This window comes from Pseudomonas sp. RIT-PI-r (genome assembly GCF_001297015.1).
Lineage (GTDB): Bacteria > Pseudomonadota > Gammaproteobacteria > Pseudomonadales > Pseudomonadaceae > Aquipseudomonas.
Genome location: NZ_LIGE01000025.1, coordinates 1,057,929 through 1,072,364, shown reverse-complemented (window position 1 = coordinate 1,072,364; position 14,436 = coordinate 1,057,929). Strand labels below are relative to the sequence as shown.

Here is a 14,436-nt window from a genome sequence, read left to right as displayed (position 1 = left end):
CAAACCCAAACCCAAACCCCAAAACGCAGATACAAAAACGCCCGGCATAAACCGGGCGTTCTGTATTGACTTGATTAACGAGCGCGGTAAGTGATGCGCCCTTTGCTCAAGTCATAGGGCGTCAGCTCGACGCGCACTTTGTCACCGGTAAGAATACGAATGTAGTTCTTGCGCATCTTGCCGGAAATATGCGCGGTTACGACGTGCCCATTTTCCAACTCCACACGAAACATGGTGTTGGGCAGGGTGTCGACGACAGTGCCTTCCATTTCGAAGCTGTCTTCTTTCGACATGCAGTAAAGCCCTCGGTATCCAATGAATGGCCCGGTGCAACTGCGCCAGGCAAAAGCGGCGTGCATTGTGCCCGAAAAATGGGGTTTACGCCAAGGGGTTTACGGCTTGGGTTTAGTTGAGGATGACCCAGCGTTGATTAATCAGCAATTCGATGGGTCGATATTGCGTCTTGTAGTTCATCTTTTTGCAGTTCTTGATCCAGTAACCAAGGTACACCGCCTCAAGCTCGAGGCGCTGTGCCTCGGCGATTTGCCAGAGGATGGCAAATCGGCCAAGGCTGCGGCGCTCTTCGGCGGGTTCGTAGAAGGTGTACACCGCCGACAAACCGTTCGGCAGCAAATCGGTCACCGCCACGGCCAGTAACCGTCCGTCGAGTCGGAATTCGTAAAAGCGCGAGAAGGGTAGGTCACGGACTAGAAAAGTCGAGAATTGATCACGACTTGGCGGGTACATATCGCCGTCAGCGTGGCGTTGTTCGATATAGCGCTGGTACAGATCGAAATATTCTTCGCTGAACTGCGGTTTGGCCGGGCGCACCTGCAAATCCGTGTTGCGTTTGAAAATCCGCTTCTGCTGACGATTGGGTGCGAACTGCGCCACCGGAATGCGCGCAGGCACGCACGCATTGCAGTTCTGGCAATGCGGGCGGTACAGATGATCGCCGCTGCGACGAAAGCCCATTTCCGACAGGTCTGCGTAGACATGCACATCCATGGGCTGACTCGGATCGAGAAACAGGGTCGTGGCCTGCTCCTCGGGCAGATAACTGCAAGAGTGAGGCTGAGTGGCATAGAACTTCAACCGCGCCAACTCGGTCATGATCAACCCTCGGGATAAGCTGGTGAATTAAGTGTAAGCCACGCGCGCAAAAGTCGCTCAGCAAACCCAGGTGGCACGATTGGGTTGATCCAGGTGCCGGGCCAGATAATCAGCGAATTCGTCGCGGGGAATGGCCCGGGCGCCGAGACTGTGCAGATGATCGGTTGGCATCTGGCAGTCGATCAGCACGAACTCCGAATCTTTCAGATGGCGCACCAGCGTGGCAAAACCATATTTCGAAGCGTTGTCGGCACGGCTGAACATCGATTCGCCGAAGAACAATTGGCCCATGGCCAAGCCGTAGAGGCCGCCGACCAACTCGCCCTCATCCCAAACCTCCACCGAATGGGCGAAGCCGCGCCGATGCAGTTCAATGTAGGCATCCTGCATCGCTTCGGTGATCCAGGTGCCATCGGCGTAATCCCGGGGCGCAGCACAGGCGCGTATCACCGCGTCGAAGTCCTGATCGAAGGTCACTTGATAGCGCGCTTTGCGCAGCAATTTACCGAGACTGCGCGAGACATGCAGTTCGTCGGGAAACAGCACAGTGCGTGGATCCGGTGACCACCAGAGAATCGGCTGGCCCTCGGAAAACCACGGAAAGCAGCCATGCCGATAAGCCTGAATCAGTCGGTCGGCCGACAGATCGCCACCGGCGGCGAGCAGTCCGTTGGGGTCGCGCATGGCCTTTTCCAATGGCGGAAAAGTCAGGGAATTACGTTGTAACCAAGTCAGCATGGCATCCAGGCTTGCAGAAGGGGAGGGCGGTGCGAGCCGTTTGGCCCGCGATAAAGTGTGCCGTTAAATGACAGGAATGTCGTCCAGATACTTCTCGGCATCGAGCGCGGCCATGCAGCCGGCGCCCGCTGAGGTGACAGCCTGACGGTAAACATGGTCGGCGACATCGCCAGCGGCGAACACCCCCGGGATCTCGGTAGAGGTGGCGTCGCCGTCGCTGCCGCCCTTGATCAGCAAGTAGCCGTCGCGCATCGGTAACTGCCCTTGAAACAGGTCGGTGTTCGGTTTGTGACCGATAGCGATGAACACCCCGGCCAATGGCAGCTCGCAGGTGTCGCCAGTGTGGCTGTCGCGCAGGCGGGCGCCGGTCACGCCGCTGGCGTCCCCGAGCACTTCGTCGAGATTCTGATTCCAGTGCAGGCGCACGTTGCCGTTGGCGGCTTTCTCGAACAGTTTGTCCTGAAGGATTTTCTCCGAGCGCAGCTTGTCGCGACGATGAATCAGGTGCACCTCTTTGGCGATGTTCGACAAATACAGTGCTTCCTCGACAGCCGTGTTGCCGCCGCCGACCACTGCGACCACCTGATTACGGTAGAAAAAGCCGTCACAGGTCGCGCAGGCAGAGACACCCTTGCCGGCAAAAGCCTCTTCCGAGGGCAGTCCGAGGTATTGCGCCGAAGCGCCGGTGGCAATGATCAGTGCGTCGCAGGTGTAAGTGCCGCTGTCGCCGACAAGCTCAAACGGGCGCTGCTGCAACTTGGCGGTGTGGATGTGGTCGTAAACGATCTCTGTGGCAAAGCGTTCGGCGTGCTTCTGCATGCGCTCCATCAGCACCGGGCCGGTGAGGCCTTCGACGTCGCCAGGCCAGTTGTCGACCTCGACGGTGGTGGTGAGTTGGCCACCGGCCTGCAGGCCGGTGATCACCACGGGTTTGAGGTTGGCACGGGCGGCATACACGGCAGCGCTGTAACCGGCCGGGCCGGAGCCGAGGATGATCAGGCGTGAATGCTTCGCTGCGTTCATCAAATACACCTCATAAGCCTTTGTCACAAAAGGTAATGCATGCTCAAATTGAATCGCGGCTTCTGTGTGCTTGACTATGCTCAATGCTGGGGTTTGAAGCATGGCATCGGACGCACAAACCCGTACAATGACGAGCTGTTACAGAATGTTCGCGGTGCGCTGTGTTTATAAAAGCGCCAGCACAGTGTTAAAAGTAGTCTCAGTTGCGCTCGTTCACTTTTTTACCTGCCTGGATTGGGCAGTTTTTTATCGTCATTCAATAGATGGACGCGCCTCGGGCGCAGGAAAAGAAGCGTTTTGAAGAAATCCACCGAAGCAGCAAAAACAGTCGTTCCGCTCTGGCGCCAACAGTTGCACTACCGGCTCAAGGAAGGTGCATTGATCGCCATTGGTGCCTTGTGCCTGTTCCTGATGATGGCCTTGCTGACCTACGGCAAGGACGATCCGGGCTGGAGCCACAACAGCAAGATCGACGACGTGCAGAATTTCGGCGGCCCGGCGGGCTCCTACAGCGCCGACATCCTGTTCATGGTGCTGGGTTACTTTGCGTACATCTTCCCGTTGCTGCTGGCGATCAAGGCCTACCAGATCTTCCGCCAGCGCCACGAACCGTGGCAGTGGAGCGGCTGGCTGTTCTCCTGGCGCCTGATCGGTCTGGTGTTTCTGGTGCTGTCCGGCGCGGCGCTGGCGCATCTGCATTTTCACGCTGCGTCGGGTCTGCCGGCAGGTGCTGGCGGGGCGCTGGGCGAAAGCCTCGGTAATCTGGCGAAGAACGCGCTGAACATTCAGGGCAGCACGCTGCTGTTCATTGCCTTGTTCCTGTTTGGCCTGACGGTGTTCACCGACCTGTCCTGGTTCAAGGTGATGGACATTACCGGCAAGATCACTCTCGATCTGTTCGAACTGTTCCAGGGCGCGCTCAATCGCTGGTGGTCGGCGCGTACCGAACGCAAGCAACTGGTCGCGCAACTGCGTGAAGTCGACGATCGTGTGCATGACGTGGTCGCGCCCACGGTCACCGACAAACGTGAGCAGGCCAAAGTCAAAGAACGCCTGATCGAACGTGAGCAAGCCTTGAGCAAGCACATGTCTGATCGCGAGAAACAAGTTCCGCCGGTCATTGCGCCAGCTCCGGTCAAAGCGCCCGAGCCAAGCAAGCGCGTACAGAAAGAGAAGCAGGTGCCGTTGTTCGTCGACAGTGCCGTGGAAGGCACCTTGCCGCCGATCTCGATTCTTGATCCTGCGGAAAAGAAACAACTCAATTACTCACCGGAATCCCTGGCGGCAGTCGGCCATTTGCTGGAGATCAAGCTCAAGGAGTTCGGTGTCGAGGTCACGGTGGATTCGATCCACCCGGGCCCGGTGATTACCCGTTACGAAATCCAGCCTGCCGCCGGCGTGAAAGTCAGCCGCATCGCCAACCTCGCCAAAGACCTCGCGCGTTCGCTGGCCGTGACCAGTGTGCGGGTGGTTGAGGTGATTCCGGGCAAGACCACCGTTGGTATCGAGATTCCCAACGAAGACCGGCAGATCGTGCGTTTCTCTGAAGTACTGTCGACACCCGAGTACGACAACTTCAAATCGCCGGTCACCCTGGCACTCGGTCATGACATCGGCGGCAAACCGGTCATCACCGATCTGGCGAAGATGCCGCACTTGCTGGTGGCCGGTACGACCGGTTCCGGTAAGTCGGTGGGTGTGAACGCGATGATCCTGTCGATCCTGTTCAAGTCTGGCCCGGAAGACGCCAAGCTGATCATGATCGACCCGAAGATGCTGGAGCTGTCGATCTACGAAGGCATTCCGCACCTGCTGTGCCCGGTCGTGACCGACATGAAGGACGCTGCCAACGCCTTGCGCTGGAGCGTTGCCGAGATGGAGCGCCGCTACAAGCTGATGGCGAAGATGGGCGTGCGAAATCTCTCTGGCTTCAACGCCAAGGTCAAGGAGGCCCAGGACGCCGGCGAACCGTTGAGCGATCCGCTGTACAAGCGCGAAAGCATCCACGACGAAGCGCCGCTATTGCAGAAACTGCCGACCATCGTGGTGGTGGTCGACGAATTCGCCGACATGATGATGATCGTCGGCAAGAAGGTTGAAGAGCTGATCGCCCGTATCGCCCAGAAGGCCCGTGCGGCCGGTATTCACTTGATCCTTGCGACCCAGCGGCCGTCGGTGGACGTGATCACCGGTCTGATCAAGGCCAACATTCCGACGCGGATGGCGTTCCAGGTGTCGAGCAAGATCGACTCGCGAACCATCATCGACCAAGGCGGCGCCGAACAACTGCTCGGCCACGGTGACATGCTTTACATGCCACCGGGCACCAGCCTGCCGATCCGCGTTCACGGTGCGTTCGTTTCCGACGATGAAGTCCACCGCGTGGTGGAAGCGTGGAAGCTGCGCGGCGCGCCGGAATACAACGATGACATCCTCAACGGTGTCGAAGAAGCCGGCAGCGGTTTTGAAGGCAGCAGCGGTGGCGGCGATGGCGATGATCCGGAAGCCGACGCGCTGTACGACGAAGCCGTACAGTTCGTCCTGGAAAGCCGTCGTGCCTCTATTTCCGCTGTACAGCGCAAGCTGAAGATCGGCTACAACCGTGCCGCACGGATGATCGAGGCCATGGAAATGGCCGGCGTCGTCACCTCGATGAACACCAACGGTTCCCGTGAAGTCCTGGCCCCGGGCCCGGTTCGCGACTGATTGCAAAAGCAAGAGGCGGGACAATGATGTTCCGCCGCTCTCCCACGAGTATTCAAGAGGACTCCCATGCGTCTTATCCGCATGCTGTTGCCAGTACTGGCGTTGACCACGCTCACGGCCCACGCCGATGACAAGGACGTGGCGCGCCTGACCCAATTGCTGGAAACATCCAAGACCCTGAGCGCGAATTTTTCGCAGCTGACCCTCGACGGCAGCGGCACGCAGCTGCAGGAAACCACTGGCGACATGACCCTGCAGCGTCCGGGCCTGTTCTACTGGCACACCAATGCGCCGGCCGAGCAGACCATGGTTTCCGACGGCAAGAAAGTCACTCTGTGGGACCCGGATCTGGAACAGGCGACCATCAAGAAACTCGACGAGCGTCTGACCCAGACCCCGGCACTGCTGTTGTCCGGCGATGTTTCGAAGATCAGCCAGAGCTTCGACATCAGCGCGAAAGAGGCGGGCGGCGTGATCGACTTCACCCTCAAGCCGAAGACCAAGGACACCCTGTTCGACAACCTGCGTCTGTCGTTCCGTAACGGTCTGCTTAACGACATGCAACTGATCGACAGCGTCGGCCAGCGCACCAATATCCTGTTTACCGGGGTCAAGGCCAACGAGCCAGTACCGGCATCGAAGTTCAAGTTCGACATCCCCAAGGGTGCCGACGTGATCCAGGAATAAACCCAAAACCTTGTAGGAGCGAGCCTGCTCGCGATTCGATTTGTCAGTCACATCTTCATCGTCTGACCCACCGCTATCGCGAGCAGGCTCACTCCTACAGGGTCAATGATCGGCAAAATAGAGGTTTCAACGCTACGTGATGGATCTGTTTCGCAGTGCACCGATTGCCCAGCCACTGGCCGCGCGTTTGCGTGCGACCAATCTGGATGAGTACGTCGGTCAGGAGCACGTGCTAGCTCGCGGCAAGCCTCTGCGTGAGGCGCTGGAGCAGGGTGCCCTGCATTCGATGATCTTCTGGGGCCCGCCGGGCGTGGGTAAAACCACTTTGGCGCGGTTGCTCGCGGAAGTCTCCGATGCGCACTTCGAAACGGTCTCGGCAGTGCTCGCCGGGGTCAAGGAGATCCGTCAGGCCGTTGAAATCGCCAAGCAGCAGGCCGGCCAGTACGGCAAGCGCACGATTTTGTTCGTCGATGAAGTGCACCGTTTCAACAAGTCGCAGCAGGATGCTTTTCTGCCGTACGTTGAGGACGGCACGCTGATCTTCATCGGCGCCACCACCGAAAACCCTTCGTTCGAACTCAACAACGCCTTGTTGTCGCGCGCCCGCGTCTACGTGCTGAAAAGCCTCGACGAAGCGGCGCTGCGCAAACTGGTACAGCGCGCGCTCACCGAAGAGCGCGGCCTGGGCAAGCGCAATTTGACGTTGAACGACGAAGGCTTCCAGATGCTGCTGTCCGCCGCCGATGGCGATGGCCGGCGCCTGCTCAATCTGCTGGAAAACGCTTCCGATCTGGCCGAAGACAACAGCGAGATCGGCACGGAGTTGTTGCAAAGCCTGCTCGGCGATACGCGTCGACGCTTCGACAAGGGCGGTGAAGCTTTTTACGACCAGATCTCGGCGCTGCACAAATCGGTGCGCGGTTCCAACCCCGACGGCGCGTTGTACTGGTTCGCGCGAATGATCGACGGCGGTTGCGATCCGCTGTACCTGGCCCGGCGCGTGGTGCGCATGGCCAGCGAAGACATCGGTAATGCCGATCCGCGCGCCTTGAGCCTTTGCCTTGCGGCGTGGGAAGTGCAGGAGCGCCTCGGCAGTCCGGAAGGTGAGTTGGCGGTGGCGCAAGCCATTACCTATCTGGCCTGCGCGCCGAAAAGCAACGCGGTGTACATGGGCTTCAAAACTGCCCTGCGTGCCGCTGCTGAAAACGGCTCGCTTGAGGTGCCACTGCACTTGCGCAACGCACCGACCAAACTGATGAAACAATTGGGCTACGGTGACGAATACCGCTACGCCCACGATGAACCGGACGCTTACGCCGCCGGCGAAGACTATTTCCCGGAAGAACTCGAGCCGATTCCGTTCTACCAACCGGTGCCGCGCGGCCTGGAATTGAAGATCGGCGAGAAGCTCAACCACCTCGCCCAACTCGACCGTTTAAGCCCTCGGCAGCGGAGAAAATAGTGCTTCCATTGATTGTTGCGGTCTCCGTCGGCGGTGTCGCCGGCACCTTGTTGCGCTTCGCCACCGGCAATTGGGTCAACGCCAATTGGCCGCGGCACTTCTATACCGCGACGCTGGCCGTTAATATCGTGGGCTGTCTGTTGATTGGCGTGTTGTACGGCCTGTTTTTGATACGCCCGGAGGTGCCGATCGAGGTGCGCGCCGGGTTGATGGTCGGCTTCCTCGGGGGGCTGACGACTTTTTCATCCTTCTCACTGGATACGGTGCGCCTGCTGGAAAGCGGGCAAGTGCCGCTGGCCCTGGGCTATGCGGCACTCAGCGTATTCGGCGGGCTGCTCGCAACGTGGGCTGGCCTGTCTTTGACCAAACTTTGATAACGAGAAACCGACATGCTCGATTCCAAACTGTTACGTAGCAACCTTCAGGACGTAGCGGACCGCCTGGCTTCCCGTGGCTTTGCCCTGGATACCGCGCGCATCGAAGCGCTGGAAGAACAGCGCAAGACCGTCCAGACCCGCACCGAAGCACTGCAGGCTGAGCGTAACGCGCGTTCCAAATCCATCGGTCAGGCCAAGCAGCGCGGTGAAGACATCGCGCCGTTGATGGCGGACGTCGAGCGCATGGCGGGCGAACTGAGTGCCGGTAAAGTCGAACTGGACGCGATCCAGACTGAACTGGACTCGATCCTGCTCGGTATCCCCAACCTGCCACACGAATCCGTGCCGATCGGCAAAGACGAAGACGACAACGTCGAAGTGCGCCGCTGGGGCACGCCGACTGCATTCGATTTCGAAGTGAAAGACCACGTGGCGCTGGGCGAGAAGTTCGGCTGGCTGGACTTTGAAACCGCCGCCAAACTGTCCGGCGCGCGTTTCGCCTTGCTGCGTGGCCCGATCGCCCGTCTGCACCGTGCCCTGGCGCAGTTCATGATCAACCTGCACGTCAATGAGCACGGCTACGAAGAGGCGTACACGCCTTATCTGGTTCAGGCCCCGGCGCTGCAAGGCACCGGTCAACTGCCGAAGTTCGAAGAAGACCTGTTCAAGATCGCCCGCGAAGGCGAAGCCGATCTGTACTTGATCCCGACCGCCGAAGTGTCGCTGACCAACATCGTCGCCGGTGAAATCGTCGATTCGAAACTGCTGCCGATCAAGTTCGTCGCCCACACCCCGTGCTTCCGCAGTGAAGCCGGCGCATCGGGTCGCGACACCCGCGGCATGATCCGTCAGCACCAGTTCGACAAAGTCGAGATGGTCCAGATCGTTGAACCTTCGACCTCGATGGAAGCGCTGGAAGGCCTGACCGCCAACGCCGAAAAGGTCCTGCAACTGCTCGGTCTGCCTTACCGCACCCTGGCACTGTGCACCGGTGACATGGGCTTCAGCGCGGTCAAGACTTACGACCTCGAAGTGTGGATCCCGAGCCAGGACAAGTACCGCGAAATTTCCTCGTGCTCGAACTGCGGCGACTTCCAGGCCCGCCGCATGCAGGCGCGTTTCCGTAACCCGGAAACCGGCAAGCCTGAGCTGGTGCACACCTTGAACGGTTCTGGTCTGGCCGTAGGCCGTACTCTGGTGGCCGTGCTGGAAAACTACCAGCAGGCCGACGGTTCGATTCGCGTGCCAGACGTACTGAAGCCGTACATGGGTGGCCTTGAGGTCATCGGCTAAATGAAATATCTGCCGCTGTTTCACAACCTGCGCGGCAGTCGTGTGTTGGTTGTCGGTGGGGGGGAAATTGCCTTGCGCAAATCCCGCCTGCTGGCCGATGCCGGTGCGCTGCTGCGGGTGGTCGCACCTGAAATCGAAGCGCAACTGCGTGAACTGGTTACTGCCTCCGGCGGTGAATGCCTGTTGCGCGGTTACGTCGAGGCGGATCTGGACGGTTGCGGGCTGATCATTGCCGCCACCGACGATGAGACGCTGAACGCCCAAGTCTCCACCGATGCGCACAAGCGCTGCGTGCCGGTCAACGTGGTCGATGCGCCGGCCTTGTGCAGCGTCATCTTCCCGGCGATCGTCGATCGCTCGCCGCTGATCATTGCCGTGTCCAGTGGCGGCGATGCGCCGGTGCTGGCGCGGCTGATCCGAGCCAAGATCGAAACCTGGATTCCATCGACTTACGGTCAGTTGGCCGGACTCGCCGCGCGTTTTCGCAATCAGGTGAAAAGCCTGTTTCCGGATGTGCAGCAGCGTCGTGGTTTCTGGGAAGACGTGTTTCAGGGCCCGATTGCCGACCGCCAACTGGCCGGGCAGGGCGCTGAAGCCGAGCGTTTGCTGCAAGCCAAGATCGATGGTGAAGCCATGGTCACCACCGGCGAGGTGTATCTGGTCGGGGCAGGGCCGGGCGATCCGGATCTGCTGACCTTCAAGGCTCTGCGCCTGATGCAGCAAGCCGACGTGGTGCTTTACGACCGCTTGGTCGCGCCGGCGATTCTTGAGCTGTGCCGTCGTGATGCCGAGCGAGTCTACGTCGGCAAGCGTCGCGCCGATCACGCCGTGCCGCAGGATCAGATCAACCAGCAGCTGGTCGACCTGGCCAAGGCCGGCAAACGTGTGGTGCGGTTGAAGGGCGGTGATCCGTTCATCTTCGGCCGTGGTGGCGAAGAGATCGAAGAACTGGCAGCCCACGGCATTCCGTTCCAGGTCGTGCCGGGTATTACAGCGGCCAGCGGTTGCGCGGCGTATGCCGGGATACCGCTGACCCATCGTGATTACGCGCAGTCGGTGCGCTTTGTCACCGGGCATTTGAAGGACGGTTCCACCGATCTGCCTTGGTCCGACCTCGTCGCGCCGGCGCAGACGTTGGTGTTCTACATGGGCCTGGTGGGTTTGCCAGTGATCTGCGAACAACTGATCAAGCATGGTCGTTCGGCGGATACCCCGGCGGCGTTGATCCAGCAGGGGACCACGGTCAATCAGCGGGTTTTTACCGGCACGCTGGCTGATCTGCCGCGACTGGTGGCGGAGCATGAAGTGCATGCGCCGACATTGGTGATCGTTGGTGAAGTGGTGCAACTGCGCGAGAAGCTGGCGTGGTTCGAAGGGGCTCAGGCGCAGGTCTGAGTCAGATCAAAAGATCGCAGCCTTCGGCAGCTCCTACATGAGAATGCGTTCCCTGTAGGAGCTGCCGAAGGCTGCGATCTTTTGCTTTTTGCTATTAACCCTTCAACCAAACCCCTTTCCCAGCCAGCCGCGCCCGATCATGCGCCAAGGTGAAATCCTGCTCCGGCCCCTTCGGCACAACCCCCGTTGGGTTGATGGTCTTGTGGCTGCCGTAGTAGTGGTTCTTGATGTGCTGGAAATCCACTGTCTCGGCAATCCCCGGCAGCTGATACACCTCACGCAGCCAGTTCGACAGATTCGGGTAATCGGCAATCCGCCGCAGGTTGCACTTGAAGTGCCCGTGGTACACCGCATCAAACCGGATGATCGTAGTGAACAGACGCACATCCGCTTCGGTCAGGTATTCCCCGCTCAGATAACGGTTGGCGCCTAAAACGCGCTCCAGATGATCAAGCTCGGCAAACACTTCATCGAACGCTTCTTCATAAGCTTGTTGCGACGTAGCGAATCCGGCGCGATAGACACCGTTGTTTACCGCCGGATAGATCCGCTCGTTCAACGCATCGATTTCACCGCGCAACGGCGCCGGGTAGAAGTCCAGATCGTTGCCAGTCAAGCCATCGAACGCGCTGTTGAACATGCGGATGATCTCGGCTGACTCATTGCTGACAATACGCTTGAGTTTCTTGTCCCACAGCACTGGCACGGTAACGCGGCCGGTGTAATCGGCGGTATCGGCGGTGTAGCGCTGGTGCATGAATTCGAAGCCATCGAGCTTGTCGCCGGTCGAGCCGAGTGCTTCGTCGAAGGTCCAGCCGTTCTCCAGCATCAGCCAACTGACCACCGACACGTCGATCAGACTTTCCAGACCTTTGAGCTTGCGCAGGATCAGCGTGCGATGCGCCCACGGGCAGGCGAGGGAAACGTAGAGGTGATAGCGCCCGGCTTCGGCGGCAAAGCCACCTTCACCGCTCGGGCCGGGTTGACCGTCTGCGGTCACCCAGTTGCGGCGCTTGGCCTGTTCGCGCTGGAACGCGCCGTCCTTGCTGCTTTCGTACCACTTGTCCTGCCAGTGGCCATCGACGAGTAAACCCATGATCAAGACTCCGTAAACCAATAATCGTTGGAGTCGAGTCTATTCCGATGAGTTCGAACAAAAAGCGCAAAGATCGGGCGCGAATGATCGGTTAAATCGATTTGTCCCGCGCAGCCCAGTATTGCTCGGCAGTTTCGAAGGCTTGCTCACGCGGCTGGCCAAGGCCACGCAGGGCCAGCGCCATCGTCGAGATCAGCGCCATTTGCGGGTAGCTGTCGACCACTTCACCGCGCCACACGGCTTTCAGATGTTCGACGTCCAAAGTTGCCGGTTTGACGTGGCGTTGTGCCGACATCTGTGGCCATTCCTCATCCCAGCTCTCGCCGCCCGTGGTGCCGTAGAGATGGCTGTCAGCGTCCGGGTTGATCTCGATTTCGCCGCCGTCACCCTTGACCACAATCGCCGTGTCGCCCAGCAGCCCGCTGGCATCGCGATGCACTGCCTGATAGCCAGGATGGAAAATACTTTGCAGCCCGCAACGTGCGCCCAGCGGATTGAGAATCCGCGCCAGCGAATGAATCGGCGAGCGCAGGCCCAAGGTGTTGCGCAGGTCGATCATGTTCTGCAGTTGTGGCGCCCAGTCCACCAACGGCATGAACGCCAGGCCACCGTTATCCAATGCTGTACCGACCTGCTGCCAGGTGCGGCACAACGGGATGTTCAGCTCGCCGAGCAGTTGCTCGCTGTACAGACGCCCGGCGGTGTGCGCGCCGCCGCCATGCATGAAAATGCGCATGCCGTTCTGCGCCAGACACTTGGCGGCCAGCAGGTACCACGGCAGATGGCGCTTCTTGCCGGCATAGGTTGGCCAGTCCAGGTCGACATTCAATGCAGGCGCCTGCAAACGCGCGCGCAGCGCTTCGGTGAACCCAGCCATTTCCTCGGCGCTTTCTTCCTTGTGCCGCAGTAACATGAGAAAGGCGCCGAGCTGGGTGTCTTCGACCTTGTCGTCGAGGACCATGCCCATGGCTTCGCGAGCTTCCTCGCGGGTCAAATCGCGGGCGCCGCGCTTACCCTTGCCGAGGATGCGCACGAATTGAGCGAATGGGTGTTCGGCAGGCGTTTCGAGGGTCAGCGCGGGAAAGTCGGTCATAAGCAATTCGTCGGTTTGGGCAGGCCCGCCAGTTTCGCGGCGAGTTTGGCAGGGGTGCCTTTGAACAGTCGGTTCAGGTGCAGGCTGTTGCCTTTGTCCGGGCCGAGCTTCAGTGCTGTGTACTTGATCAGCGGTCGCGTGGCCGGGGACAGCTCGAATTCTGCATAAAAGCTGCGCAGCAGTTCGAGGACTTCCCAGTGCTCAGGGGTCAACTCGATCTCTTCAGCGGCGGCGAGGGCGCTGGCGACATCAGCCGACCAGTCACTCAGGTCGACGAGAAAGCCATCCTTGTCCAGTTCGATGGCGCGGGCGCCGACGGTCATCGAATTCATAGCCAGCTGTTGACCTTGTCGTGGTGGATCGACAGCTCGACGAAGGCAGGATAATCGATCACTTCGGCCCATTCCGGAACTTCGATGGCGCGAGCCTGAGCATCTTCGGCAAGGACGAATAATTTGATTTGGCGGGTTTGCAATGCGCTGAACGGCGCGGTGCCCGGTTGCAGCGCATAAACCGCATCGCCGGACAGTAATAAGGCATCAGCGCTGCCGACCAGGCGCAAGCAACTGCTCAGGCGATCGTCGCCGAACGGGGAATGAGACAACACATGCAAAGTCGACATCAGAGGGTGATCACCTGGTCGTAACGGTCAATAAGGGCGGTGATGTGCTCGGCGGCCAGTGGCTGCGCTTCGTCCAGCGACAACTTGTCGAGGCCTCGGGCGCTGGCGCTGTCGGCGCAGTAGAACAACTCTTCTACACCAAACATCGGCAGCGCTTGAAGGTTGGCGCTGAGGTCTTTCTGTTGCAAAGCCTTGGCGTTTTGCCCGGCAGCCAGTTGCAACACACCGTCATCGAGAAACAGCAGGCCGATCGGCAGATCGAAGGCGCCACCGGCGAGGACGATGTCCAGCGCTTCGCGGGCAGCGGGGCCGGACCATGGCGATTGGCGACTGATGAGCAGCAGGGATTTGGCCATGTTACGCACCTCCGAAGCAGATCAGACGGTCGGCGTCTTGCACCGCGTCGTGCAACTGGCCCAGACCGGACAATTCCCACGGTGCGCTGACGGAGACCGCTTCACGCTGATAGCGCCTGGCTTCTTCATTGTTCAGCACGCCGCGACGCAGGGCGGCGGCGATACACACTACGCCGTCGAGCTTCTGCTCAGTGATGAATGCGCGCCACTGCTTGGGCAGGTCGAGTTCATCCTGCGGCGTGACCACCGCATCAGAGGCGTTGTAGACGCCGTCCTGATAGAAGAACAGCCGGACAATTTCATGCCCACCGGCCAGCGTAGCCTGCGCGAACAGCAGGGCGCGGCGCGAGGAGGGCGCGTGGGCGGCGGAAAACAGCGCGATGGCAAACTTCATGACGGACTCGATCAGCAAAACTGCGGCCATGATAAAGCATTGCAGACCGCAAAGGATCGCAGCGCTTACAGGGAAACACGA

The 14,436-nt window shown here is 59.8% G+C and carries 16 protein-coding genes; 6 read left to right on the top strand and 10 right to left on the bottom strand.

Features of this window, described 5'->3' with window-relative positions:
- Positions 1–74 precede the first annotated feature (74 nt).
- From infA to trxB, 4 genes are all read right to left on the bottom strand, one after another.
- Positions 75–293: a translation initiation factor IF-1 gene (gene infA, locus AK821_RS16540; protein ID WP_002553999.1), complete on the bottom strand. Its 219-nt coding sequence runs from the start codon at positions 291–293 to the stop codon at positions 75–77.
- A gap of 112 nt (positions 294–405) precedes the next feature.
- Positions 406–1,113, bottom strand: a complete 708-nt coding sequence (locus AK821_RS16535; RefSeq protein ID WP_064390670.1) for an arginyltransferase — start codon at positions 1,111–1,113, stop codon at positions 406–408.
- A gap of 57 nt (positions 1,114–1,170) precedes the next feature.
- Entirely contained in the window at positions 1,171–1,851 is a 681-nt protein-coding gene (gene aat / locus AK821_RS16530; protein ID WP_064390669.1) for a leucyl/phenylalanyl-tRNA--protein transferase, read from the bottom strand.
- A 63-nt stretch (positions 1,852–1,914) separates the two neighbouring features.
- On the bottom strand, positions 1,915–2,874 hold the full coding sequence (trxB, locus tag AK821_RS16525; protein WP_064390668.1) for a thioredoxin-disulfide reductase: 960 nt from the start codon (positions 2,872–2,874) through the stop codon (positions 1,915–1,917).
- A 297-nt stretch (positions 2,875–3,171) separates the two neighbouring features.
- On the opposite strand from trxB, the gene AK821_RS16520 reads away from it, so the two are divergent.
- The 6 genes from AK821_RS16520 (at position 3,172) to cysG (ending at position 10,794) form a co-directional block, all read left to right on the top strand.
- On the top strand, positions 3,172–5,580 hold the full coding sequence (locus tag AK821_RS16520) for a DNA translocase FtsK (RefSeq protein WP_064390667.1): 2,409 nt from the start codon (positions 3,172–3,174) through the stop codon (positions 5,578–5,580).
- Between the two features lie 66 nt (positions 5,581–5,646).
- A complete protein-coding gene (gene lolA / locus AK821_RS16515; RefSeq protein ID WP_008087013.1) occupies positions 5,647–6,267 on the top strand; it encodes an outer membrane lipoprotein chaperone LolA in 621 nt (206 codons plus the stop codon).
- 139 nt (positions 6,268–6,406) lie between these two features.
- Positions 6,407–7,729 (top strand): replication-associated recombination protein A, encoded by a 1,323-nt coding sequence (locus AK821_RS16510; protein ID WP_064390666.1) that lies wholly within the window; start codon positions 6,407–6,409, stop codon positions 7,727–7,729.
- Complete coding sequence (gene crcB / locus AK821_RS16505; RefSeq protein ID WP_064390665.1) at positions 7,729–8,103, top strand: fluoride efflux transporter CrcB; 375 nt, start codon at positions 7,729–7,731, stop codon at positions 8,101–8,103. Before AK821_RS16510 ends, crcB begins: the two co-directional genes overlap by 1 nt.
- A 15-nt stretch (positions 8,104–8,118) precedes the next feature.
- Positions 8,119–9,399 carry a serine--tRNA ligase gene (gene serS, locus AK821_RS16500; RefSeq protein ID WP_064390664.1) on the top strand — a complete coding sequence of 427 codons (1,281 nt, stop codon included), beginning with the start codon at positions 8,119–8,121 and terminating at the stop codon, positions 9,397–9,399.
- Positions 9,400–10,794 (top strand): siroheme synthase CysG, encoded by a 1,395-nt coding sequence (gene cysG, locus AK821_RS16495; protein WP_064390663.1) that lies wholly within the window; start codon positions 9,400–9,402, stop codon positions 10,792–10,794.
- Between the two features lie 94 nt (positions 10,795–10,888).
- Here cysG and AK821_RS16490 read toward each other — a convergent pair whose 3' ends face one another.
- The 6 genes from AK821_RS16490 to tusD all read right to left on the bottom strand — a co-directional run bounded on the left by AK821_RS16490 (position 10,889) and on the right by tusD (position 14,355).
- On the bottom strand, positions 10,889–11,890 hold the full coding sequence (locus tag AK821_RS16490) for a glutathione S-transferase family protein (protein ID WP_064390662.1): 1,002 nt from the start codon (positions 11,888–11,890) through the stop codon (positions 10,889–10,891).
- A 91-nt stretch (positions 11,891–11,981) separates the two neighbouring features.
- On the bottom strand, positions 11,982–12,983 hold the full coding sequence (locus tag AK821_RS16485) for a glycosyl transferase family protein (RefSeq protein ID WP_064390661.1): 1,002 nt from the start codon (positions 12,981–12,983) through the stop codon (positions 11,982–11,984).
- The gene (locus tag AK821_RS16480; protein WP_064390660.1) at positions 12,980–13,315 is read right to left on the bottom strand and encodes a TusE/DsrC/DsvC family sulfur relay protein; all 336 of its coding nucleotides are present in this window, start codon (positions 13,313–13,315) and stop codon (positions 12,980–12,982) included. The genes AK821_RS16485 and AK821_RS16480 overlap by 4 nt, the downstream gene beginning before the upstream one ends.
- Positions 13,312–13,605 carry a sulfurtransferase complex subunit TusB gene (tusB, locus tag AK821_RS16475; RefSeq protein WP_064390659.1) on the bottom strand — a complete coding sequence of 98 codons (294 nt, stop codon included), beginning with the start codon at positions 13,603–13,605 and terminating at the stop codon, positions 13,312–13,314. The genes AK821_RS16480 and tusB overlap by 4 nt, the downstream gene beginning before the upstream one ends.
- Complete coding sequence (gene tusC / locus AK821_RS16470) at positions 13,605–13,961, bottom strand: sulfurtransferase complex subunit TusC (protein ID WP_064390658.1); 357 nt, start codon at positions 13,959–13,961, stop codon at positions 13,605–13,607. Before tusC ends, tusB begins: the two co-directional genes overlap by 1 nt.
- A 1-nt stretch (position 13,962) precedes the next feature.
- Positions 13,963–14,355: a sulfurtransferase complex subunit TusD gene (gene tusD, locus AK821_RS16465; protein ID WP_064390724.1), complete on the bottom strand. Its 393-nt coding sequence runs from the start codon at positions 14,353–14,355 to the stop codon at positions 13,963–13,965.
- Positions 14,356–14,436: the final 81 nt, after the last annotated feature.